Origin of the sequence: Gottschalkia acidurici 9a (assembly GCF_000299355.1) — a bacterium.
GTDB lineage: Bacteria > Bacillota > Clostridia > Tissierellales > Gottschalkiaceae > Gottschalkia > Gottschalkia acidurici.
The window spans coordinates 195,711-218,655 of the sequence record NC_018664.1 but is presented as its reverse complement, the minus strand read 5'-3'; the positions used below and the strand labels follow the sequence as shown (position 1 = coordinate 218,655).

Sequence of the window (22,945 nt, the reverse complement as noted above, 5' to 3'; positions counted from 1 at the left end):
AATATGCTCTTATACTCTTCCTAAATCATTCACCACTTTTCCTAGTAGTTCATCCTGAGTAGTTATGATTTTTTGACTTGATTCATAATTTCTAAAAGCTGTAATCATGTTTACCATCTCTTTTATTACGTTTACGTTAGAGCCTTCTATATATCCATTCACAACTTCACCAGTAAAAGGTGCTTCTTGTATCTGACTATTTTCTACTGCTGCATATAGATTATCGCCTTGCTTTCTTAGGTCTTCTTTGTTATTAACTTGAACTATATTTAACATATCTATGAGTTGTCCATTTGAGAATATGCTTCCATTTTCGTGTAGCTCTATTTCATTCCCTTGTAATTGTATTGGACCATCTTGACCTAAAACTATTTTTCCATCCTTAGTCATAAGTGTTCCTTCATTGTTTATTGTGAAAGAGCCATCTCTAGTATAATAAATTTGCCCATCTTGTGACTGTACTTTAAAAAATCCCTGTCCTTTTATAGCAAAGTCCAGATCGTTTCCTGTTTTTATGTAGCTTCCATCAGTAAAGTCTGTTATTACTTTGTCTAGTCTAACCCCTGCACTAGTAGTTCCTATAATCTGATGACTTGGTAAAAATAATATGTTATCTACTACTTGACCATTCGATATTATGTTTCCATTTGGAGATATCTGTATATCTTGTCCTTCTACTCTTATAGGCTTACCATTCCTACCCAATAAATAATTTTCATCATTAGTTCTTCTATTTCCGTCTATATCTGTATAGAAAGTTTTTAGATATCCATTTTGATCTATAGTAAATTCTATTTCTCTATTATGACTCATTCCTGCTGGTGTACTCAGTCTAAAATATCCTGAGTTTATAGAAAGTGAATACACTCCATCTTCACTTTCTTCTATCTTTACTCCTGTAAATGGTACGTGATTGTCAAGGTCATCTTTGTCTTTAATTTTAGCGAGTAAAACTTCTGGAAAAGATTCTATTATAGGCATGTCTCTTTTAAATCCAGTAGTGTTTGCATTAGCTAAATTATTAGATGTTATATCTGTAGTTTTCTGATTTGTTATCATTGATGTTGTCGCTATATACATGGAGTTATTCATAAAATTTACTCCTTTCTTTTTAATTTTCTCTGTTAGATATATCGGCTATAAAATTTTTTCTTTATATTCTTCTTCTAAATCTAAAATTAAAAATTTAAATATTTTCTAAAACATCAATTGATTCTAATGATCTTCCTGTTCCTGTCGCTACACATGATACTGGATCTTCTGCTATATTTACTTTTATTCCCGTTCTCTCTTTTATTAGCTTGTCTATCCCGTGAAGTAATGAACTTCCACCTGTCATCATAATCCCTTTTTCACCTATATCTGATGCTAATTCTGGTGGCGTTTTTTCTAGCACAGATTTTACTGCGTCTACTATAGCTTCTAGTGGCTCACTTAATGCTTCTAGCAGTTCTGAAGATGTAACTTGTACTATCTCTGGTAGTCCCGTTAATAGGTATCTTCCTCTTATATCCATAGAAACTTCTTTTTCTCTTTTATACGCCGTACCTATAACTACTTTTAGTTCTTCCGCACTTCTTTCTCCTATCATGAGATTGTGTTTTTTTCTTATATATCTAGTTATATACGTATCAAATGTATTACCGCCTACCTTTATAGAACTGTTTACTACTATTCCACCTAGTGATATTACCGCTACGTCTGTAGTTCCACCGCCTATATCTATTATCATTTTTCCTCTTGGTTCTGTTATATCTAAATCCGCTCCTATTGCTGCTGCTATAGGCTCTTCTATAAGATATGTTTTTCTTGCTCCTGCTTGATTACTCGCTTGTATTACCGCTCTTTTTTCAACTTCAGTTATTCCACTTGGAACACAAACTACAATTCTTGGTCTTAGAAAAAGATTATTTTTTCCTATGGCCTTTTCTATAAAATATTTAAGCATTCTTTGTGTCACTTCATAGTCAGATATAACACCATCTTTTAATGGTCTTATAGCTATTATATTTCCCGGAGTTCTTCCTAACATTCTTCTAGCATCTTCTCCTACTGCTAATAGCTTATTAGTATCTCTATCTATTGCAACTACAGAAGGTTCCTGTATTACTACCCCTTTTCCTTTTATATATACTAATACACTTGCTGTCCCTAAGTCTATACCTATATCACTTTTAAAAAACACTTTACTCAACTTCTCCCTTCAACCTATCATAATCTATTCGTATAAATATCTATCCCTATATATTTCTATTTTTTTTACTAAATCCTTTTATTTAAAGCAAAATTCTTATTTTTTTACCAAAGATTAAATATTTTTCTCCGTGTTCATATAATTGGTTTATAAAACAACAAAAGATATTATTTCTATATTTATATAGAAATAATATCTTTCCTTATCATTTATTGTTCACCAGTATTTTCATATTTTAGTTTAGTTGCTTCTCCGCCTCTTATATGTCTTTCTGCCTTGTTCATATCTAGTACCCATTTAACTTTCCCTGCCAGAAGAGGATTGATTTTAGGAAGGCGTTCTGTTACATCTTTATGTACAGTGCTTTTACTGACACCAAAAATGGTGGCTGTTTGTCTTACTGTGGATTTTTTCTTTATTATATATTTCGCAATCTCTAGTGCTCTTTCTTCTATATACTCTTTCAAAGTGTACCCCCCTTTTTACCATTTCCTTAAATAGAACACTTTCTTAATGTTTATGCATTTTGTTTATTGTATAGAACTGGTTTTATTATTTAAAAAGATAGTTAGATTAGCATACTCTCTGAACGATCGAGAATATTAAATAATCATTTAGTTAAGTATTTTGAATATTTACGCCTGTTTTTAACAGTTTTATTAAATATATTTCTTTATTTAATAAATTGTTTTGGATCTAAGTTTTTCCCATTTTTTATAACTTCAAAATGTACATGGGGATCTTCTAACTTTGAAAATCCTGCTCCTTTTCCTACCTTGCTTATAGCACTACCTTTTTTATACTTTGTCCTTTTTTAATCATGTCATCTGTTGCTAAATTTCCATATTTGGTTTCTAGTCCATTTCCATGGTCTATTGTTATAACTATTCCGAGTGCATCATCTTTTTTTATCTCTTTGATAGTACCATCCATGGCTGCTAAAACTGCTGTACCTTCACTAGCTTGTATATCAATTCCACTGTGGGTAGTCCATTGTTCTAGTGTTTTAGAATACACAAGCTTGTCTTTAGCAAAATCTATAGAAATATTACCTTTAACTGGATGATTCATTGCTATAGCTGATTGCTCTGTTATATCACTTGAAGCTGCCTGGGTTTGTGGCTGTGCTTGAGCTTGTGATTGTATGTTGTTTTGAGCTACTTTATTTTGTGCTTGATTAGATTGTTCTACTTCCTCTGTCTTTTGTTTTGCAACTTCTTGCTCAGTTTCTTCTTTTTGAACTTGTTCCTTTTCTATATCTGCTTTCTTTTCTATTGGAGCTTTTTCTAGGTTTAACTCTATTTCTTCTTTACTGTCACTTTCTTCATTGAATTTTTTTGCTATATCTAAATTGCTCTTTGAAACCCATACTCCTGATATTGCTACTATGCATATACATACGAATAGGACTACATAAAATGGATCTCTCATAATGATCTTTTTTAGTCTATCCACGTATACCACCTCCACTGTATTGTTATTATTATTATGGCCTGTTTAATTTTTTCCATACATATAAAAAAATCAATTTTTCATATTTTGTTATTATTTATATAGTGAAGGTTATTAGCACTTTATCGTGTTAATTATATTGAAATAATCGCCTTTAGTACTTGAGTATAAAATCAGTATATTCCTATAAAACTACATATATTATTAAGTTATAAATATACTTTTAGAGAATTTCTAAAACTGGTTTCATAATAAAAAATGACTCCTGATTAAATCAGAAGTCATCTAAAAGTTTTCTACAACTGTACCTGTATAATAATGAGTTAATATTTCTTTATAAGTTTTTCCTTCTTTAGCCATTCCATTAGCTCCCCATTGGCTCATTCCAACTCCATGTCCGTATCCTATAGTCTCTATATTTATATTATCTCCTGCTAGTTTTATTTTAAAGTTAGTAGAATTTAAGTTAAACATTTGTCTAAACTCTGAACCTTCTATAAATTGATTATCCACTACTACTTTTTTTATTCTTCCTGCATCAGTCTTCTCTCCTACTTTTATTTTATCTTTTAAATTATTCTTATCTATATTAGCACCAGGGTACTTTTGCTTTATAGTCTTTATAAATTCATCTACAGTCATACTTACACTATCTTTAAACTTCGGTGCATTTTCTTCTAGTGGACTATCTACTGATTTTAAATAAGGGTGTGATACTGCAAAAACCGCTTCCGAGCTTTCTGTTTTTCCCCCACTTGTTGAATGAAATAGTGGCTCACTCACTAAATTACCTTCATATGTCAGTATTTGTCCTTTAGTTCCTTCAATCACGTTCTGCAGTTTCTCCCAGTAGTCTGCTATCCATTGCTCTCCATGGGTCTGTATTAATTCTTCTTTTGACTTCCATGCCTGACAGTGTACATCTGTACATAATGGTGCATCTTTATGATCCGGATGTCCTTCTTTAAACTTTTCTGCTCTACTTAAAGCGTATGTTCTTGCTGCTACTGCTTGTGCTTTTAGCGCTTCTTCATGAAAAGCTGCTGGCATTTCAGATGCAACTACACCTAATATATATTCTTCCAAACCTATTTCTTCTGTCTTTTTAGTCTTTGTATTATATATTTTTATTTTCTTCGTATCTTTAAAGTTTATATCTTGTATTGTGCTTATATCAGCTTTTGACATATTACTTTCACCTTTTTCGCTTTTATATACTTGTACTAAAATTGAAGGTATTATAATAGTAGCAAATAGTATAAATAGTACGTATATTCCTATTTTTTTCATATATCCACCCCTTTCCTTTTTTCTCTAACAGTTTAGTTCTTTATAATTTATATGTTATATTAAGTGAATATATGATTTTTATAGACAAATAAAAAAAAGCTCTAAATTTTCCTATATCTAAACATAAGAAAATTTAGAGCTTTTTCTACTCAACTCTATATATATTTGCACCTAGACTTCTAAATTTATCTTCTATATCAGAGTATCCTCTATCTATATGATAGATGTCACTTATTTCTGTTTTTCCATCTGATATAAGTCCTGCCAGTATAAGAGCTGCTCCTGCTCTTAAGTCAGTGGCTTTTACAGGTGCTCCCTGTAGCTTATCTACACCTTGTATTATAGCGCTTCTTCCGTCTATCTTTATATTAGCTCCCATTCGCTTTAACTCATCTACATGCATAAATCTGTTTTCAAATACAGTTTCTATCATCATGCTAGTTCCTTTAGCTAACCCCATAAGTGTCATAAACTGAGACTGCATATCTGTAGGAAATCCCGGATATGGCAGTGTCTTAATGTCTATAGGCTTTAACTTCCCATTTCCTTTGACTCTTATGCTCTCTCCATTTTCCTCTACTTTTGCTCCTGCCTCTTTTAATTTAGCTATTATAGGTTTCATATGATCTGTAATTATATTTTCTACTGTAACGTCCCCATCTGTTAGTGCTGCTGCTACCATAAATGTTCCGGCTTCTATTCTATCTGGTATTACAGTATGTCTACATCCTTTTAAAGACTTAACTCCGTTTATTCTTATAGTGCTAGTTCCTGCTCCTTTTACACTACCACCCATTTTATTTATGATATTAGCTAAATCAACTATTTCTGGTTCCATAGCAGAGTTTTCTATTATAGTTTCTCCCTCTGCAAGCGATGCCGCCATCATTATATTTTCTGTCGCTCCGACACTTGGAAAGTCCAAGTAAATTCTATTTCCTATTAACTTTTCTGCTCTTGCTTCTACATATCCACTTCCAACTTCTATTTCAGCCCCAAGAGCTTTAAATCCTTTTAGATGAAGATCTATTGGTCTAGTACCTATAGCACATCCTCCTGGTAGCGAAATCTTAGCCTTACCCATTCTAGCTATTAATGGACCCATTACTAAGAAAGATGCTCTCATTTTGCTCATTAGCTCATATGGTGCTGTTATACTTTTTATATTTGAAGAGTTTATTTCAATCTTTTCTTTACCTATTTCTTTTACCTCTGCACCTAATATACTTAATACTTCACTTATTATTTTTACATCTTCTAACATAGGCACATCTTCTAGTACACAAGTCTCAGATGATAGCAATGAAGCTGCTAAAATTGGAAGTGCTGAATTCTTTGCTCCACTTATTCTTACACTTCCTTTTAAGGCTGGACTTTTTTCAACTATAATCTTTGGCACAATTGTTCCTCCCCTTTAATACCCTGTTGTAATTATAGGTGTCCCTATTAACATATATGTTTTATTTTCATATTCATTATATCTCATCGATACATTTAAATTCATTTTTTTATCTCCTGAAAATATATATCTATCTATATATTCTGAATATAGCGAAACACTAGTTATAGATGGGTCTATAAGAGACTCTACTGGCTTGCCTTTAGTTATGTTTACTATCTGTTCTATTTTTCCCATCTTATAGTCACTTTCTAATTTTCCCTCAAATGTTCCAACAATGCAACTGGTGATTTCTACGTTTGTATCATATTTTTTGAGTGTATGAGACAATTTACTAGTCATTTCATCTAATTCCTCATATTTATTGGTTTCATTAATGTCTAAAAAGATAGTCGTTTCTCCTTTTTGAGATTCTTCATCAAAAAACGAATATGCTACTATTGTTATGTTTCTTTCACTATCATCTTGTGCATATGTAGTTACTTGATTCATATTCGTTTCCTCTATCTCTTCACTATTTATTTTTATGAGACCAATTGATTTACTTATATCTTCAGTTGTTTGTCTTAGATCTTCTATATTTGTAAATTTATTTGATAGCACACCTCTATAGTTTATATTAAAACTCTGAAAATTGCTATCTGTTTTTTCAAAAGCCTTGATTAATATATCTTCGTTTGTTAATTTGTTTTTATCTGCTTTAACAGAACCCATCACTACTAATAATATTGCTAATGTTATGTACAGTATTCCTCTTTTTTTCATAATTGCACCTCCACATATGATAAAGACATTAATTTATGCCATTTCGATTATATCTGAAAAAATTTTAGCCTTACTTTGTTATAAAAGTAACTAGTTATATTTATATTTATGGGCTTGGACTATTTAATTATGCTTAAAACTTTCAATCTATTACATATAAAAAATAGATCTTTTAAATTATGTATATATTAAGTTATAAATAGAACAAGGAAAGATAGATTTGAAAGTAAGTCTGTAAAGGGGGAAAACATATTTACTTTCAAATTGCTCTTTCCTTATTCTAAGTATTAACCGTTATAAAGTTTATATACATATTTTTAAAAAATTATATAAAAAAAACTACCTATTCCATAGGTAGTTTTTATCTTTAATCTCCAAGTCTTATTCTATTTATAGCTCTCTTAAGAGCGAGTTCTGCTCTAAGAACATCTGTATCCTTATTCTTTTTGCTAATTCGTTCTTCAGCTCTCTTTTTAGCTTCTTCGGCTCTTCTTCTATCGATTTCTTCTGGCCATTCTGCACTTTCTGTCACTATAGTAGTTTTCTCCTTAGTAACTTCCATATACCCTCCAGCTATAGAAGCCTTTTTAGATGTTCCATCTTCATAGTTCATCTTTATTATTCCTATATCTAGAGGTGTTACTAAAGGAATATGATTTTTAAGTATAGCCATATCTCCATCTATAGTTCTAGCCACAAGCATCGATACATCTGCTTCTAGAAATTTTCTATCTGGAGTTACTATCTCTAGTTTAAACTGTGACAAATGTTGCACCTCCCTTTATACCTTTAAGGGTCTATTAGTTTGCCTTTTTAGCTTTTTCTATGGCCTCTTCTATAGTACCAACGAAAAGGAAAGCAGACTCAGGTAAATCATCATGTTTACCTTCTAATATCTCTTTAAATCCTCTTATAGTATCTTTAATAGATACATAAGCTCCTGTCATACCTGTAAATTGTTCAGCTACATGGAATGGTTGAGATAAGAAACGTTGAATTCTTCTTGCACGTGCAACCGTTATTTTATCTTCTTCTGATAACTCATCCATACCTAGTATAGCTATAATATCTTGTAATTCTTTGTATCTTTGAAGTATCTCTTGAACGTCATGAGCTATTTTATAGTGCTCTTCTCCAACTACTAGTGGATCTAATATTCTAGATGTTGAATCTAGAGGATCAACTGCTGGATATATACCAAGCTCAGCTATTTGACGTGATAAAACTGTTGTTGCATCTAAGTGAGAGAATGTTGTTGCTGGTGCCGGGTCAGTTAAGTCATCCGCTGGAACGTAAACTGCTTGAACAGAAGTTATAGATCCTTTCTTTGTAGATGTAATTCTCTCTTGAAGTTGACCCATCTCTGTAGCTAGTGTAGGTTGGTAACCAACGGCACTAGGCATACGTCCAAGAAGAGCCGAAACTTCAGAACCCGCTTGTGTAAATCTGAATATATTATCAATAAATAGTAACACGTCTTGTCCTTCTTGGTCTCTAAAGTGCTCTGCCATAGTAAGTCCAGTTAATGCAACCCTCATTCTTGCTCCAGGTGGCTCATTCATTTGACCAAATACTAGAGCTGTTCTATCAATAACTCCTGATTCTTTCATCTCATAATAAAGGTCATTACCTTCTCTGGTTCTCTCTCCAACACCAGAGAATACTGATAATCCACCGTGTTGTGTAGCTATGTTATTTATAAGCTCCTGAATAAGAACTGTTTTTCCAACTCCAGCTCCACCAAATAGTCCTATCTTACCACCTTTTGCATAAGGTGCTATAAGGTCTATAACTTTTATACCAGTTTCAAAGATTTCTGTAGCTACTTCTTGCTCTTCGAATGAAGGAGCCTGTCTATGAATAGGTGCCGACTTAGCATTCTTTACAGGACCTTGTTTATCTATAGTCTCTCCTAGAACATTAAATAATCTTCCTAGAGTTCCTTTACCAACTGGTACTGTAATAGCTGATCCTGTGTCTACTGCATCCATTCCTCTTACAAGTCCATCAGTTGAAGACATGGCGATACATCTAACAGTATCGTCTCCTATATGTTGCGCTACTTCAGCTACTAATTTTTCTCCCTTATTATCTATCTCGATGGCATTTAAAAGCTTTGGTAGATTTTCTTCACTAAATCTTATATCTAACACAGGTCCTATTATTTGTGATATTTTACCTATGTTTTTTTCAGCCATTTGCTTCACTCCTCTGCCTAAAAAATTGTACAACTATTTAAGAGCCTCTGCTCCACCTACTATTTCTGATATTTCCTGAGTTATAGCAGCCTGACGTGCTCTGTTATATTTTAATCCTAGTTCATCTATCATTTCCTCTGCATTATCTGTAGCAGACTCCATAGCTGTCATTCTGGCTCCTTGTTGACTTGCAGCAGATTCTACAAGTCCGCCATATATAGCACTTTGGATGTACTTAGGTATAAGATAATCTATAACCTCTTCTGGTGACGGCTCATACTGTACTTGTACCAAACTCTTCTCTTCTTGTACATTGTCTGTATCTATATCTGATGGAAGAAGTTTATTTACTGTAGGCTCCTGAGATATCACACTTATAAATTTTGTATAGATAAGTTTTACCTCATCCACTTCTCTTTTTCTATATAACTCTATAGCTATATTTGCAGCATTTCTTGCATGAATAAATTCTGGCTCTTCAGTCATACCAATATAAGACTCTATAACATTATAGCCTCTTTTAGTAAAGTAATCTTTTCCTTTAGAACCCATTACTATTACAACTGACTTTTCTTTATCTATTTCATGCTCAGATACTCTAAGAATATTACTGTTAAATCCTCCTGCTAGCCCTCTATCAGCTGTTACTACTATATACGCTGTTTTTTTAACTTCTCTATTTTCTAGAAAAGGATGTTTAAGCCCAGTAGTTGAAGATAGTATTCTTTTTACACTATTTACTATAGTTTCATAATAAGGTCTACTTTTTTCAACGTTTTCCTTAGCTTTTCTTAATTTCGCTGAGGAAACAAGGTGCATAGCTTTAGTGATCTTCATAGTACTTCCGATACTACGCATCCTTCTCTTTATGTCTTTCATTCCTTGAGCCACGGCTTGTATTCACCTCTTTCTTTAAGTGCTTGCCGATCTTTAGTTCTATGAGAAACTTTTCTTAAACTCTTCTAATGCTTTAACTAACTCTTTTTCTGTCTCTTCAGTAAGATCTTTAGTCTCAACTATAGATTTACCTACTTGAGGATAACTAGTTTCCATAAAACTTAAGAATTCAGATTCAAAAGCAGCCACTCTATTTACAGGTATATCAGTTAGATATTTCTTAGTAACTGCATATATTATCATAACTTGTTTCTCTACTGATAACGGTTTGTACTGTCCTTGTTTAAGGATTTCCATTATTCTTTCACCTTGGTCAAGTCTCTCTTTAGTTTCTTTATCAAGATCCGATCCAAACTGTGAGAATGCAGCTAACTCCGCATATTGTGCAAGTTCAAGTTTAAGTCCACCTGATACTTTTTTCATAGCTTTAATTTGTGCGGCTCCCCCAACACGTGATACCGAAAGTCCAGCATTAACTGCAGGTCTTTGTCCTGCGAAGAATAATTCCGACTCCAGGAATATCTGTCCATCTGTGATAGATATTACGTTTGTCGGGATATATGCTGATATATCTCCTTCAAGAGTTTCTATTATCGGTAGTGCAGTTATTGATCCTCCACCATTTTCTTTGTTTACCCTTGCAGCTCTTTCAAGCAGTCTTGAGTGTAAGTAGAATACATCTCCAGGGTATGCCTCACGTCCTGGTGGTCTACGAAGTAATAAAGACATTGCACGATAAGCAACCGCATGTTTCGATAAATCATCATATATTATAAGAACGTCTTTTCCGTTATACATAAATTCTTCTCCAATAGTAACTCCTGTGTAAGGTGCTATATATTGAAGTGGTGCAAGCTCACTTGCTGTAGCTGAAACTACTATACTGTAGTCCATAGCTCCTCTAGACTCTAGAGTGTTTACTATTTGAGCTACTGTTGATCTTTTTTGTCCGATAGCTACATATATACAAATTATATCTTGACCTTTTTGATTCAATATAGTATCTATAGCTAAAGCTGTTTTACCTGTTTGTCTATCTCCTATTATAAGCTCCCTTTGTCCTCTACCTATTGGGAACATAGAGTCAATAGACTTTATACCTGTTTGAAGAGGAACTGATACAGACTCTCTCGCTATAACTCCAGAAGCAGGTGCTTCTATTGGTCTAAACTTATCAGTATTTAGAGGCCCTTTACCATCTATTGGTTGCCCTAATGAGTTTACAACTCTACCTACAAGAGATTCACCAACTGGAACTTCAACTATTCTTTCAGTTCTCTTTACTGTATCTCCCTCTTTGATATTGTCATCTGAACCTAATAAAACGCAACCTACATTATCTTCCTCTAAGTTAAGAGCCATCCCATAAACGTCTCCTGGAAATTCTAATAGCTCACCAGCCATACAGTTCTCCAGTCCATGAACTCTGGCAATACCATCTCCAACTTGAATAACTGTCCCAACGTCTACAACGTCAAGCTTTTTTTCATATCTTTTAATCTGTTCTTTTATAATTGAACTGATTTCTTCAGGTCTTAGATTCATTAGTCTTTCACCCCTACTCTCTTGTCAATTTCATATTATTAAGGCTTCTATATATATCATCTAGTTTGCCTTTTATACTACCATCTATAATTTTATCTCCTACTTTTACAAGAACTCCTCCAACTATTGAACTGTCTATAGTGTTAGTAAGGACAACTTTTTTGTTCAATTGTTTTGAAAGTTTTTCTTGTAATTGAGCTATTTCTTCTTCACTCATGGTAATAGCTGTAGTAGCTATAGCTTCAACTATTCCCTGTTGCTTGTTTGAAAGCTCTTTATATTCTTTGCTTATAATTCCAAGATATTTTTCTCTTCTTTTATCTATAGCTATATAGCAAAGATTCAGTATTTCACCTGATACTTTTTCCTTAAACAATGCATTTATAATATCTTTTTTTCATTTTTAGAAAGCTTAGGGTGCTCAAAGGCAGACTTTAGCTTTTTTTCACTTTCAAAAACATCTGATACAAATTTTATTTCATTTTTAAATTCTTCTAGTTTATTTAACTCCAAACCAGCTTCGAAAAGAGCCTCAGCATATCTTTTACCTACTAATTTTTCCATTTTGATTCCCCTACCTCAGTGATAAACTTGTTTATCATGTTTTTGTGGGTATTTTCATCTAAATCTTTTTCTACTACTTTAGTAGCTGCAAGCATTGCTATTTCTACTACTTCTGATTTTAAGTCATTAAGAACTTTTTCTTTCTCTCTTTCCATATCAGTTCTAGCTTTTGCTAGTATATTGCTTGACTCATTCTTAGCTTCCAGAACAATTTCATCTTTGAGTTGGTCTCCTCTTTTCTTAGCTCCTTCTACTATATTTCTTGCCTCGTCTTTAGCTTCTTGAATTCTTGATTCATACTCTATTCTTAAGCTTGTAGCTTCTTCATTTTGTTTTTTAGCTTCTGCCATTTCTTCATAAACCTTTTCACTTCTAGCTGCTAGCATTCTCACTATTGGTGCATATAAGAAGTGTCTCAAAACTAAAAATAAAACTAGTGTAGATGAAATTTGCAGCACTAAATTGGGTATGTCTGGCATTAATTTTACTTCCAATATAGTTCGCCTCCTTCTTTCATATAAAGGGAAATATATTTAAGAGATGGATAGGTCAACCCACCTCTCTCTTATATCTCACTCATATATCTTATAATGCACCCATTAATGGTCTTACAAATAATAATATAATTGCTATAACTAGTCCGTAGATACCAGTTGACTCAGCAACCGCCTGACCAAGAATCATCGTTTTTATGATGTCCCCTTGAGCTTCTGGTTGTCTACCAACTGCTTCTGCCGCTCTACCTGCAGCACTTCCCTGTCCTATACCAGCTCCTATACCTGTTATAACAGCTAAGCCAGCTCCTATTGCTGAACATCCTAATACAAAAGCTTCACTTGAAATTCCTTGAATCATTTTTATTTCCTCCTTTAAGAGTTTTATTATTTTAATATTAAACAAAGTATCTTATATATTAAGAAATTAACTTTGCTATAAACTTATTTATCATCTGCTTCAGATGGTAAATTCTCACTTATTTTAACCATAGAGATCATAATGAATATAAATGTTTGTAGTAGTCCTCCCCATACGTCAAAGTAAGCATGTAAGGGTAATGATACAAATGGTACTATAAATGCTGTTATTGCTTTTAACCCATTGTATACTAGACTTAATATTATTCCACCTGCTAATATGTTTCCAAATAAACGGAAAGAAAGTGAAATTGGATCTGCAAATACACCTACTGCATTAAGTGGGAACATTACAGCTACAGGTTCGAAATATCCTTTAAGATATCCCCCTAGCTTATTAGTTTTCAACCCGTAATAGTGCACTAGTCCAAAAGTTATTATAGTAAGCCCTAGTGTAACATTATAGTCTGAGGTTGGCGACGAAAATCCTAGAAGTCCAAATAAATTAGCACATGCTAAGAAAATTGCCAATGTAAATATATATGGCTTCAATGCATCTCTAGTTTTACCTTTACCCATAGTCTGATCAACCAAGCCCTGAACTGCTGTTACAAGTATTTCTAATACATTTAATATTCCTTTAGGTTTTTCACCAGGATTAGTATTTTTAATTTTCTTGTTTATAATTATAGCGAATATGGACAAGGCTATAACTATAATCCATGAGTTCACAACTGTATCATTGATAGTGCTACCAAATATTTTAAGTTCAATCCCCATACGTAGTTTTACCTCCTTTCTTGCTGGTTTAAGTTTTAGATTAATATTGATGTTTGAAAATTAAAAAATTTATATTTTAAATTTATATTAAAATATCTTTAGTTGGGTAACGTTTTCTTGCGATTTGGACATACAAAATAATAACTACTCTATATATATTTTACATTTATTTTCGTTTTCCTCTTATTTCGTCAAGAAAAGTGTCTGCTAGAATAACTATTTTGACTATAAAAAAACCTAATATTACTGTTATTAAATTTATATAATCTGCTTTGGAGGCTACCAATATAACTATGCCGTATATAGTGAATCGTATAAAGTAGTTTCTTGTTACATGAGACTGTGCACCACCAAATGAAAGTGACATGGCTTTTTTTGTCGATATATACATAAGCCTAAAGTTCAAAAGATTTATAATAGAGCCAAATATAATTCCATATAAATATGGCTTAGGGTCTTTAAAAGTTATCAGTATTATTCCTGAAATAATGGCTACTAGTATTATACTTCGCTTTACAATTGTACTAAAGTAATTTTCACCTAAGCTCATATTTTCACTTCCTTTTTTCGTCAAAGTCTTTAGATACCAACTTATAAACACTTGTAAATGCTGATCCTACCCCTATAGTTATGAATATGACTAAAAAAATAAGATTAGTATTAAACTTTTTATCCAAATAATTGCCTAATAATATACATATTATGATTGGTGTTATCATAGATATTCCTATTTGTGAAACCAAGGCAATATTTTGAAGTGCTTTTTTATTTAACTTCAATTTTATCACTCCTATTTTTTTTGCAACACTATATAAGTAAAATTTAAAATCTTTACAAGCATACTTTTTCAAATAATATATGTTTAGTTCTTGGAAAATTTTCAATTCATGATACAAATACCTACAAAATTCTTGATCGTTTGTTTTCTATTGTAAAACAAAAACAAAAATAAGACAAGTATATCTGACCATGTATACACATACTGTATACATGATACAATTACTTGTCTTATTATTTCACCATTCTATTTTAAATTTTTTACTATTATTTCAACTATTCTATCCGAAGCCTTGCCATCTCCATAAGGATTAACTGCATTAGCCATTTTTTCATATTCATCTTTGTTGTTTACAAGTAAGTCTACTTCTCTAAATATGTCTTCTTTTTCCAGACCTAATAATTTTGCCGTACCAGATTCTATTCCCTCTGGTCTTTCTGTTTCCTTTCTAACTACTAATACAGGCTTGCCAAGAGTTGGTGCTTCTTCCTGTATACCTCCAGAATCTGTAACTATTAGATAAGTTTTAGCTTGAAGGTTTGCAAATGGTAAATAGTCTAATGGCTCTATTATATGTATCCTATCATGATTAGATAGAATTCCATTTGCTATTTCTCTTACTCTTGGGTTCAAGTGTATAGGAAATACAACTTCTACATCTTCATTTTTTTCTACTACTTCTTTCATAGCAGTAAATATATTCTCCATAGGTGTTCCTAAATTTTCTCTTCTATGAGAAGTTAATAATATTATCTTTTTATTTTTATAGTCTAAATTGTTCAGTAGATCATTTTCAAACTTATAGTCATCAGAAACCACTTGTAACAATGCATCTATTGATGTATTTCCTGTTATATATATCTTTTCTTCTTCATAACCCTCACTTAATAAATTTCTTTTACTAGTTTCTGTAGGAGCAAAGTGAAAATTCGTAACAACTCCTGTTAGCTTTCTATTTGCTTCTTCGGGAAAAGGAGAATAAAGATCTCCACTTCTAAGTCCTGCTTCAACATGACCTATCTTCACTCCATTATAGAATCCTGCTAGTGCACCAGAAAATACTGTAGTTGTATCTCCCTGAACTAGAAGTATATCTGGTTCAAATTCTTTTATTATACTTTCTAATCCTTCTAATGATCTAGTAGTTATCTCTGTAAGTGTTTGTCCACTTTGAAAAATATTTAAATCATAATCTGGTACTATATTGAATATCTCTAATACTTGATCTAGCATTTCTCTATGCTGACCTGTAACACAAGCCTTGTGAATTATATTTTCGTTTTCGTTTAATTTTTTTATTATAGGTGCCATTTTTATACCTTCAGGTCTTGTCCCAAATACAGTTAACACCTTTATTTTATTCATCTTCATATCTCCTATCTATCTTTATGTTTTCTTTTCGTTTGAGTTGCTCTTATTCCCAGTTTATTTCTTGTACTAGCTGCATTGTAAATTAAACTTGATACTAGTCCTAGAACTACTACTCCAATTCCAAAGCTTAAATTTGTAAATAGTATGGCAGATATTCCCAGTAATATACTTATGCTATATAGTACTAATACTGTTTGTTTTTGAGAAAATCCTTTATCTAAAAGTCTATGATGGAGATGCCCTCTATCTGCTTCCATTATAGGTTTTTTATTTGCTAATCTTCTAAGTATTGCAAATGATGTGTCAAATATTGGTATACCTAATATAAGTATTGGTATTACTACTGCTATAGTAGCAAAGCTTTTTAGATATCCTTCTATAGCTATGATAGAAAGCATAAATCCTAAAAACAGCGAACCAGTATCCCCCATAAATATCCTAGCTGGATTAAAATTATGTGGTAAAAATCCAAACGCAGATCCTGCTAATATTACTGCCATAAGTATTGGTAATACCATAATGCTAGGATCATCAAGCTTTGAAGCTACATTTAGTCCAACAAATAAAAATGATAAGGATGAAATTCCACTTACTCCAGCAGAAAGTCCATCCAGTCCATCTATAAGATTTAATGTGTTAGTTATTCCAACTATCCAAAATATAGTTATAGGTATGGCAAATCCTTTTAATGCTAAAAGTTCTTTACTAGAAGGATTTGTAATAAATTCTATTTTGACTCCTCCAAAGATAACTACTACTGCTGCTAATATTTGAAATAACAGTTTAACTTTAGCTGACATCGGTTTTATATCATCTATAATTCCAGTTACAGCTATTATCGTTCCACCTATTAGAATAGATATAGTAGTTTTATCTATTGGAGCTAAAATTATTATCGAAATGATAGTTGCTAAATATATTGCTAGACCTCCAAGTCTTGGTATAGGCTGTTTGTGAACTCTTCTCTCATCTTTTGGAACGTCTATAGCTCCTACTTTGTGAGCTAACTTTTTAGCAATTGGTGTAAATATATAAGCCAATACGAATGGTAAAATAAAGGCTATTAAGTAAGATATTGTCATATCAGCACTCTCCTCTTATCTAGAAGTACACACACTTCTACCTAGATACACATCTTAGAAAGATTTTACTATATATATATTCCTTAGTCAATGTATCTAGCATTATCTACAGTTCATATATTCGTATATTACTAAGTTTTAGCTATTTATTAAAATTTTATTACATATTTATATCTGTAGTAGTTCTATCCCTGCTTCCTTCAGCATTTCTAAAGACAGTCCGTCTGGATATCCATTCTCATAAACTACCTTTTCTATACCTGCATTTATTATCATTTTAGTACATAGTATGCATGGCTGCGTAGTGGAATAAAGAATAGAACCTTTTAGGCTAACTCCAAAATTTGCTGCATTTACGATTGCATTTTGTTCAGCATGTAATCCTCTACAAAGTTCATGTCTTTCTCCTGATGGTATTTTTAGTTTATCCCTTAAACATCCTACCTCATCACAATGTTTAATTCCCGTAGGAACTCCATTATATCCTGTTGATAATATTCTTTTTTCTTTTACTATTACTGCTCCTACTTGTCTTCTTGAGCATGTTGATCTCTTTTTGGCCACATTGGCTATTTCCATAAAGTATTCATCCCATGTAGGTCTCATATTAGCCTCCTATAAAATAGTCTCCAACAATCTCTTTTAATTCTATTATAGTTTATTTTAGTTGTCATTTTCAAGAAACAAAATAATTAAAAAGGCACTGTCAATATTAAACTTAATATATTGACAGTGCCTTTTACTTTTTACTTTGTTCCGAATAGTCTATCTCCTGCATCTCCAAGTCCCGGAAGTATATACCCATGATCATTTAATTTTTCATCTAAACATCCTAAGTATATATCTACATCTGGATGCTCTTTATGAATTGTAGCTACTCCCTCTGGGCATCCTAGTATACTTACTAATTTTATATTTTTAGCTCCTCTATTTTTCAGGAATGTAATAGCAGCCTTAGCTGATCCGCCAGTAGCAAGCATAGGATCTATAACTATAAGCTCTCTTTCTTCTACATCTGTTGGTAATTTGCAGTAGTACTCTACTGGCTCTAATGTTTCTGGATCTCTATATAATCCAATATGTCCTACCTTAGCTGTTGGTATTAAGTTTAGCATACCATCTACCATTCCAAGTCCAGCTCTTAATATAGGTATTATTCCTAATTTTTTACCTGATATAACTTCTGACTCTGTAGTTGTAAGTGGAGTTTCTATTTCTACTTTTTTAAGAGGTAGCTCTCTAGTAACTTCGTAGGCCATTAGCATTGCTACTTCTTTTATAAGCTCTCTAAATTCTTTTGCTCCTGTACTTTTGTCTTTAATATAAGTTATTTTGTGTTTTATTAATGGATGATCCATAACTATGAGTTTTTCCATATAAAAATCTCCTCTCAAGTATATAAAATTTTTAAAATTGAACTTTATGTATCTTTCAATTTCAAAAATTTTATATATAGTTTTTTGTTGTAATTTTTACTTCATATAGTCTTTTTCTATATCACTAATTTTCTCTATTCTTGTTTGATGTCTGCCACCTTCAAAGTCTGTTTTTATCCATGTATCAACTATTTCTAATGCTAGTCCTTCCCCTGTCACTCTTTGTCCAAGGGCTAGTACGTTTGAATCATTATGCTCTCTAGTCATCTTAGCTGAGAATGTATCGCCACATAAAGCACATCTTACTCCTTTTACTTTGTTAGCTGCTATAGATATTCCTATACCTGTCCCGCAGCAAACTATACCTTTATCACACTCTCCACTTACAACCGCTTCTCCTACTTTTCTTCCAAACTCCGGATAGTCTACAGAATCTTCTGAGTTAGTTCCATAGTCTATGCATTCTATGCCTTTTTCTTCTAAGTGTTTTTTTATCTTTTCTTTTAACTGATAACCACCATGATCGCTACCTAATCCTATTTTCATTAGCGCTCCTCCTCTATTAACTTTTGAGTTAGTCTTTGTAAAGCTATTTTTATATCTTTTAAGCTCTCTTCGTATATTTCTATCGATCCTCCAAATGGATCTGCTATATCTCCATCTAGTCCTACAAATTCCTTGAGTGTAAATACTTTACTATTTATACCAGGACTTGCTTGTAATATAGCTTGCTTATGTCCATTAGTCATCGTAAGTATTATATCAGACTCTTCTATCATTTCCATAGTTATTTGTTTAGATCTATGATTTGAAATATCTACTAATTTATTCTTCATAGCTATTATAGCGTTCTCAGATGCACTTTGATTATTCATAGCATATATTCCTGCTGACGATACAGATATTTCATTATCTTTTCCCAAACTTTTAAGCATATCTTTAAATAGTCCTTCAGCCATACTACTACGACAAGTGTTCCCTGTACATACAAATAGAACCTTCAAAAAAATACCTCCCTATCTTTCAAAACCTACACTATATATTATACGTAAGTTATATCTCCACCAGCTGCTTTTTTCATTCTGTTCATAATAGCTTTTCCTATTCCACTTTCTTCTACACCTTCTGCTATTATTATGTCTACATTTAGTTTATCAAATTGTCTAAGTATATGGAATAGATTTGTAGCTATTGTTTGTGGATTTTTTTTGTCACCCATTACTATAGTATTTTCACAGCTGTATCTGTCTTTGCTTTCACTAGTAATCATTATGCCTACTTTATAACCTTCTTTTACATATTCATTACTTAATTTTTGTATCTCATTATATACATTTTCTGAATTTCCACTAAATATTTTCATCATTGCTTTTGGTGAATAATGTCTATATTTTTGTCCTGGTGATCTTGGAGTGATATCCTGATTATTGTTTTCTAGTGCTGGATCATATTCTACTTTTGGAAAAATCAAAAGTAAATCTTCCAACGTAATACCACCTGGTCTTAGTATCACTGGTATTTCTGTAGATATGTCTAGAACTGTTGATTCTAGTCCTACTCCTGTATTTCCTCCATCTACTAATACATCTATCTTTCCTTCTAAATCTTCCATAACATGTGATGGATTTGTAGGACTTGGTTTTCCAGATGTATTTGCACTTGGTGCTGCTATTGGTAAGTTGGACTGTTTTATTAGTTCTAATGCTATTTTATTATCTGGCATTCTTATAGCTACTGTATCTAGACCACCAGAAGTCTTTAGTGGTACTAATTGACTTTTTTTAAATAAAAGTGTTAAAGATCCAGGCCAAAACTTTTCCATTAAGATTTTTGCTCTCTCAGGTATTTCTTCTACTAAATCATCTAATTGATTTACATCACATATATGAACTATAAGTGGATTATCACTTGGTCTGCCCTTTGCCTTAAATATTTTTGATACTGCATTTTCATCTAATGCATTTGCTCCTAACCCATATACTGTTTCTGTAGGAAATGCAACTAGGCCACCTTCTTTTATTACCTGAGAAGCTTCTTTCATCTTTTCTCTTTCAGTATTTATATTTTTTATCTTTATTAGTTTTGTAGACTTTTTTCATATTTTTCCCTTCCTAATTTATTAATTAGTATTTTTCACAAAAAAATAAGGGGCTATCCCCTTAAAAGAAGTTAAGTTCTATTTAGTTAATTTTAATGTTGCTATATCCGACCAATTCTTTGCTGTTATAATTTCTACTTTTGATATATCAGACCTAATTCCCCCAATTTCTCCTTCAATATGAGCTAAATTCACGTTAGTTTTATCTTGTTCTGCTTTTACAACATCCGTTTTGTGTTCTAAGATTCTTAATAATTGAGTGTGTTCTTCTTGAGTGGCTTTAATACTGGATATATCTTCTTTCAACCTAGATAAATCCTTTTGCATGTCTTTTAATATTCTTAATATTTCATTTTCCATGCATATCACCTCTCCAACTTAATTTAACGTTATTATACCACATATTCTATATAGTAATCCATTTTTTAAATAATATTTTCTCTACTATATTCATATCTTTTACTAAGGTGGTGATGTTCTTGAATGATACTTTAGTTATTTCACTAATTGGATGCCTAGTTGGTGTTTTAGGAGCTGGACTAGGTGCTATCTTAGCAGTTAAGTTTATACGACCTAGTGATAGAGTCATGGGTCTTGTGTTAGGTATAACTAGTGGAGTTATGTTAGCTGTAGTAACTTTCGATCTTTTACCTGAGTCTTTTGAAATTGGAGGACTATGGATTGAAATATTTGGAGTATCCCTTGGTATGCTGATAATGTTCCTTGTTGAAAATCTTATGCATGAAGGCAACTCTAATTCTTTTAATAAAAGCAAAAATAAATTTACCAGGGCTGGTATACTTTTAGGTATAGGTATAGGACTACACAACTTTCCAGAAGGTTTAGCTATAGGTTCTAGTTTCATAGTTAACCCTAAGTTCGGCTTAACTATGGCTATTATTATAGCCCTACATGATCTACCAGAGGGTATGGCTGTAGCCATTCCTTTAAAAATTGGTGGTATGTCTGATCTAAGAATATTTCTACTAAGTATTCTTACAGGTATTCCTACTGGAATTGGTGCTCTTTTAGGTGCTATTTTAGGTAACATCTCTAGTAATCTTATAGCTCTTTGCTTAGCATTTGCTGGTGGTGCTATGCTTTACATAACTTGTGGTGAGCTTATTCCAAATGCTAAAGGTCTATATAAAGGAAGATTTTCCACAATTGGAATAGGTGTAGGATTTTTATTAGGAATGTTTATAAGTGGAGTAATATAATTACTCCACTTGTTGTAGTTTTTCTGCTTGTGCTGTAGTTATCAATGAGTCTAACATTTCGTTTATATCACCATCTAAAAATGCGTCTAGCTTATATACTGTTAAGTTGACTCTATGGTCTGTTATTCTTCCTTGTGGGAAGTTATAAGTTCTTATTTTTGCACTTCTATCTCCAGTACCAACTTGAGACTTTCTTTCTTGAGCTATTTCAGCATTTTGCTCCTCTATCATTTTATCATAAAGTCTAGCCTTAAGAATTTTAAATGCTTTTTCTTTATTTTTTAGCTGCGATTTCTCATCTTGACAAGATACAACTATACCTGTAGGTGTGTGTGTAAGTCTAACTGCCGAGTCAGTAGTATTAACACTTTGCCCACCATTACCAGATGAACGGAAAACATCTACCCTTACATCATTTTGGTTTATTACTATATCTACGTCATCTGCTTCTGGAAGTACTGCTACAGTAGCTGTTGAAGTATGAATTCTACCACTTGATTCTGTTGCTGGAACTCTTTGTACTCTGTGTACTCCACTTTCATATTTAAGTCTACTATATGCTCCCTTACCTTTTATTAGGAAAGATGCTTCTTTAACTCCTCCTACACCTTGATCGTGTAAGCTCATCATTTCAGTTTTCCAACCTTGTCTTTCTGCGTATCTAGTATACATTCTAAGTAAGTCTCCTGCAAAGATACCACCTTCATCTCCACCAGCACCTGCACGAATTTCTACTATAACGTTTTTGTCATCATTAGGATCCTTTGGTATTAGTAATACTTTTAATTCTTCAGATATTACCTCTATTTTTTCTTCTAGTTCATCTACTTCTAATTTCACTAACTCTCTAAAGTCTTCATCTAGTTTATCTTTTAACATTTCTTTATTTTCTTCTAATTGTTCTAAACAAGCTTTATATTCTTTGTATTTTAGTACTACATCTTCTATATCTGAATGTTCTTTAACGTATTTTTGCCACTCTGAAATATTGCTAATGATTTCTGGATCAGCTATCTTTTCATTTAGTTCTTGATATCTTTTTTCTATAAATTCCAATTTGTCTAACAAATTTTTCACCTCTC

The 22,945-nt window shown here is 32.3% G+C and carries 26 protein-coding genes and 1 pseudogene; 1 reads left to right on the top strand and 26 read right to left on the bottom strand.

Annotated features, from left to right (window positions below):
- Nucleotides 1-9 precede the first annotated feature (9 nt).
- The 25 genes and pseudogenes from CURI_RS01060 to CURI_RS00940 form a co-directional block, all read right to left on the bottom strand.
- Nucleotides 10-1,092, bottom strand: coding sequence for a flagellar hook-basal body protein (locus tag CURI_RS01060; RefSeq protein WP_041701344.1), 1,083 nt, complete (start codon nucleotides 1,090-1,092; stop codon nucleotides 10-12).
- Nucleotides 1,093-1,186: 94 nt separating this feature from the next.
- Nucleotides 1,187-2,185 carry a rod shape-determining protein MreB gene (gene mreB, locus CURI_RS01055; protein ID WP_014966429.1) on the bottom strand — a complete coding sequence of 333 codons (999 nt, stop codon included), beginning with the start codon at nucleotides 2,183-2,185 and terminating at the stop codon, nucleotides 1,187-1,189.
- A gap of 218 nt (nucleotides 2,186-2,403) precedes the next feature.
- Complete coding sequence (gene spoIIID / locus CURI_RS01050) at nucleotides 2,404-2,661, bottom strand: sporulation transcriptional regulator SpoIIID (protein WP_014966428.1); 258 nt, start codon at nucleotides 2,659-2,661, stop codon at nucleotides 2,404-2,406.
- Nucleotides 2,662-2,974: 313 nt separating this feature from the next.
- The gene (locus tag CURI_RS14850) at nucleotides 2,975-3,649 is read right to left on the bottom strand and encodes a peptidoglycan DD-metalloendopeptidase family protein (RefSeq protein WP_014966427.1); all 675 of its coding nucleotides are present in this window, start codon (nucleotides 3,647-3,649) and stop codon (nucleotides 2,975-2,977) included.
- 282 nt (nucleotides 3,650-3,931) lie between these two features.
- Nucleotides 3,932-4,936, bottom strand: a complete 1,005-nt coding sequence (gene spoIID, locus CURI_RS01040; RefSeq protein ID WP_014966426.1) for a stage II sporulation protein D — start codon at nucleotides 4,934-4,936, stop codon at nucleotides 3,932-3,934.
- 145 nt (nucleotides 4,937-5,081) lie between these two features.
- The gene (murA, locus tag CURI_RS01035) at nucleotides 5,082-6,335 is read right to left on the bottom strand and encodes a UDP-N-acetylglucosamine 1-carboxyvinyltransferase (RefSeq protein ID WP_014966425.1); all 1,254 of its coding nucleotides are present in this window, start codon (nucleotides 6,333-6,335) and stop codon (nucleotides 5,082-5,084) included.
- 15 nt (nucleotides 6,336-6,350) lie between these two features.
- Nucleotides 6,351-7,100, bottom strand: coding sequence for a YwmB family TATA-box binding protein (locus CURI_RS01030; protein ID WP_014966424.1), 750 nt, complete (start codon nucleotides 7,098-7,100; stop codon nucleotides 6,351-6,353).
- 367 nt (nucleotides 7,101-7,467) lie between these two features.
- A complete protein-coding gene (locus CURI_RS01025) occupies nucleotides 7,468-7,875 on the bottom strand; it encodes a F0F1 ATP synthase subunit epsilon (protein ID WP_420805138.1) in 408 nt (135 codons plus the stop codon).
- 25 nt (nucleotides 7,876-7,900) lie between these two features.
- Nucleotides 7,901-9,298, bottom strand: a complete 1,398-nt coding sequence (gene atpD, locus CURI_RS01020) for a F0F1 ATP synthase subunit beta (RefSeq protein ID WP_041701342.1) — start codon at nucleotides 9,296-9,298, stop codon at nucleotides 7,901-7,903.
- A gap of 33 nt (nucleotides 9,299-9,331) precedes the next feature.
- The gene (atpG, locus tag CURI_RS01015; protein WP_014966421.1) at nucleotides 9,332-10,189 is read right to left on the bottom strand and encodes an ATP synthase F1 subunit gamma; all 858 of its coding nucleotides are present in this window, start codon (nucleotides 10,187-10,189) and stop codon (nucleotides 9,332-9,334) included.
- Nucleotides 10,190-10,234: 45 nt separating this feature from the next.
- A complete protein-coding gene (gene atpA / locus CURI_RS01010; RefSeq protein WP_014966420.1) occupies nucleotides 10,235-11,740 on the bottom strand; it encodes a F0F1 ATP synthase subunit alpha in 1,506 nt (501 codons plus the stop codon).
- Nucleotides 11,741-11,753: 13 nt separating this feature from the next.
- A pseudogene (locus CURI_RS01005) lies at nucleotides 11,754-12,304 on the bottom strand (F0F1 ATP synthase subunit delta).
- On the bottom strand, nucleotides 12,292-12,798 hold the full coding sequence (locus CURI_RS01000) for a F0F1 ATP synthase subunit B (RefSeq protein WP_041701339.1): 507 nt from the start codon (nucleotides 12,796-12,798) through the stop codon (nucleotides 12,292-12,294). The pseudogene CURI_RS01005 and the gene CURI_RS01000 overlap by 13 nt, the downstream one beginning before the upstream one ends.
- A 91-nt stretch (nucleotides 12,799-12,889) precedes the next feature.
- Complete coding sequence (gene atpE / locus CURI_RS00995) at nucleotides 12,890-13,159, bottom strand: ATP synthase F0 subunit C (RefSeq protein WP_014966417.1); 270 nt, start codon at nucleotides 13,157-13,159, stop codon at nucleotides 12,890-12,892.
- 83 nt (nucleotides 13,160-13,242) lie between these two features.
- Nucleotides 13,243-13,938 (bottom strand): F0F1 ATP synthase subunit A, encoded by a 696-nt coding sequence (gene atpB, locus CURI_RS00990; protein WP_014966416.1) that lies wholly within the window; start codon nucleotides 13,936-13,938, stop codon nucleotides 13,243-13,245.
- Between the two features lie 166 nt (nucleotides 13,939-14,104).
- Entirely contained in the window at nucleotides 14,105-14,488 is a 384-nt protein-coding gene (locus CURI_RS00985) for an ATP synthase subunit I (protein WP_014966415.1), read from the bottom strand.
- A gap of 4 nt (nucleotides 14,489-14,492) precedes the next feature.
- On the bottom strand, nucleotides 14,493-14,726 hold the full coding sequence (locus CURI_RS00980; protein WP_014966414.1) for an AtpZ/AtpI family protein: 234 nt from the start codon (nucleotides 14,724-14,726) through the stop codon (nucleotides 14,493-14,495).
- A 236-nt stretch (nucleotides 14,727-14,962) separates the two neighbouring features.
- Nucleotides 14,963-16,081, bottom strand: a complete 1,119-nt coding sequence (wecB, locus tag CURI_RS00975) for a non-hydrolyzing UDP-N-acetylglucosamine 2-epimerase (RefSeq protein WP_187287410.1) — start codon at nucleotides 16,079-16,081, stop codon at nucleotides 14,963-14,965.
- Between the two features lie 11 nt (nucleotides 16,082-16,092).
- The gene (locus CURI_RS00970) at nucleotides 16,093-17,169 is read right to left on the bottom strand and encodes a glycosyltransferase family 4 protein (protein ID WP_014966412.1); all 1,077 of its coding nucleotides are present in this window, start codon (nucleotides 17,167-17,169) and stop codon (nucleotides 16,093-16,095) included.
- Between the two features lie 168 nt (nucleotides 17,170-17,337).
- A complete protein-coding gene (locus CURI_RS00965) occupies nucleotides 17,338-17,775 on the bottom strand; it encodes a deoxycytidylate deaminase (protein ID WP_014966411.1) in 438 nt (145 codons plus the stop codon).
- Nucleotides 17,776-17,915: 140 nt separating this feature from the next.
- Entirely contained in the window at nucleotides 17,916-18,545 is a 630-nt protein-coding gene (gene upp / locus CURI_RS00960) for a uracil phosphoribosyltransferase (RefSeq protein ID WP_041701337.1), read from the bottom strand.
- A gap of 96 nt (nucleotides 18,546-18,641) precedes the next feature.
- Nucleotides 18,642-19,091 (bottom strand): ribose 5-phosphate isomerase B, encoded by a 450-nt coding sequence (gene rpiB, locus CURI_RS00955; RefSeq protein WP_014966409.1) that lies wholly within the window; start codon nucleotides 19,089-19,091, stop codon nucleotides 18,642-18,644.
- The gene (locus tag CURI_RS00950) at nucleotides 19,091-19,549 is read right to left on the bottom strand and encodes a low molecular weight protein arginine phosphatase (RefSeq protein WP_041701335.1); all 459 of its coding nucleotides are present in this window, start codon (nucleotides 19,547-19,549) and stop codon (nucleotides 19,091-19,093) included. The genes rpiB and CURI_RS00950 overlap by 1 nt, the downstream gene beginning before the upstream one ends.
- Nucleotides 19,550-19,587: 38 nt before the next feature.
- Nucleotides 19,588-20,607, bottom strand: a complete 1,020-nt coding sequence (locus tag CURI_RS00945; protein ID WP_228370468.1) for an L-threonylcarbamoyladenylate synthase — start codon at nucleotides 20,605-20,607, stop codon at nucleotides 19,588-19,590.
- Nucleotides 20,608-20,721: 114 nt separating this feature from the next.
- On the bottom strand, nucleotides 20,722-21,003 hold the full coding sequence (locus CURI_RS00940) for a hypothetical protein (protein WP_014966406.1): 282 nt from the start codon (nucleotides 21,001-21,003) through the stop codon (nucleotides 20,722-20,724).
- Nucleotides 21,004-21,116: 113 nt separating this feature from the next.
- Here CURI_RS00940 and CURI_RS00935 point away from each other — a divergent pair, with 113 nt between their 5' ends.
- Nucleotides 21,117-21,863, top strand: a complete 747-nt coding sequence (locus tag CURI_RS00935; protein WP_014966405.1) for a ZIP family metal transporter — start codon at nucleotides 21,117-21,119, stop codon at nucleotides 21,861-21,863.
- Here CURI_RS00935 and prfA read toward each other — a convergent pair whose 3' ends face one another.
- Entirely contained in the window at nucleotides 21,864-22,931 is a 1,068-nt protein-coding gene (prfA, locus tag CURI_RS00930; RefSeq protein WP_014966404.1) for a peptide chain release factor 1, read from the bottom strand.
- Nucleotides 22,932-22,945 lie beyond the last annotated feature (14 nt).

Coding starts and splice junctions, on each gene's coding strand:
- wecB (WP_187287410.1), bottom strand. CDS start 16,081: ATGAATAAAATAAAGGTGTTAACTGTATTTGGGACAAGACCTGAAGGT.
- CURI_RS00935 (WP_014966405.1), top strand. CDS start 21,117: ATGTTCTTGAATGATACTTTAGTTATTTCACTAATTGGATGCCTAGTT.
- CURI_RS00985 (WP_014966415.1), bottom strand. CDS start 14,488: ATGAGCTTAGGTGAAAATTACTTTAGTACAATTGTAAAGCGAAGTATA.
- upp (WP_041701337.1), bottom strand. CDS start 18,545: ATGGAAAAACTCATAGTTATGGATCATCCATTAATAAAACACAAAATA.
- CURI_RS00970 (WP_014966412.1), bottom strand. CDS start 17,169: ATGACAATATCTTACTTAATAGCCTTTATTTTACCATTCGTATTGGCT.
- atpE (WP_014966417.1), bottom strand. CDS start 13,159: ATGATTCAAGGAATTTCAAGTGAAGCTTTTGTATTAGGATGTTCAGCA.
- atpD (WP_041701342.1), bottom strand. CDS start 9,298: ATGGCTGAAAAAAACATAGGTAAAATATCACAAATAATAGGACCTGTG.
- atpB (WP_014966416.1), bottom strand. CDS start 13,938: ATGGGGATTGAACTTAAAATATTTGGTAGCACTATCAATGATACAGTT.
- spoIID (WP_014966426.1), bottom strand. CDS start 4,936: ATGAAAAAAATAGGAATATACGTACTATTTATACTATTTGCTACTATT.
- CURI_RS01060 (WP_041701344.1), bottom strand. CDS start 1,092: ATGAATAACTCCATGTATATAGCGACAACATCAATGATAACAAATCAG.
- CURI_RS00940 (WP_014966406.1), bottom strand. CDS start 21,003: ATGGAAAATGAAATATTAAGAATATTAAAAGACATGCAAAAGGATTTA.
- rpiB (WP_014966409.1), bottom strand. CDS start 19,091: ATGAAAATAGGATTAGGTAGCGATCATGGTGGTTATCAGTTAAAAGAA.
- CURI_RS01030 (WP_014966424.1), bottom strand. CDS start 7,100: ATGAAAAAAAGAGGAATACTGTACATAACATTAGCAATATTATTAGTA.
- atpA (WP_014966420.1), bottom strand. CDS start 11,740: ATGAATCTAAGACCTGAAGAAATCAGTTCAATTATAAAAGAACAGATT.
- CURI_RS00965 (WP_014966411.1), bottom strand. CDS start 17,775: ATGAGACCTACATGGGATGAATACTTTATGGAAATAGCCAATGTGGCC.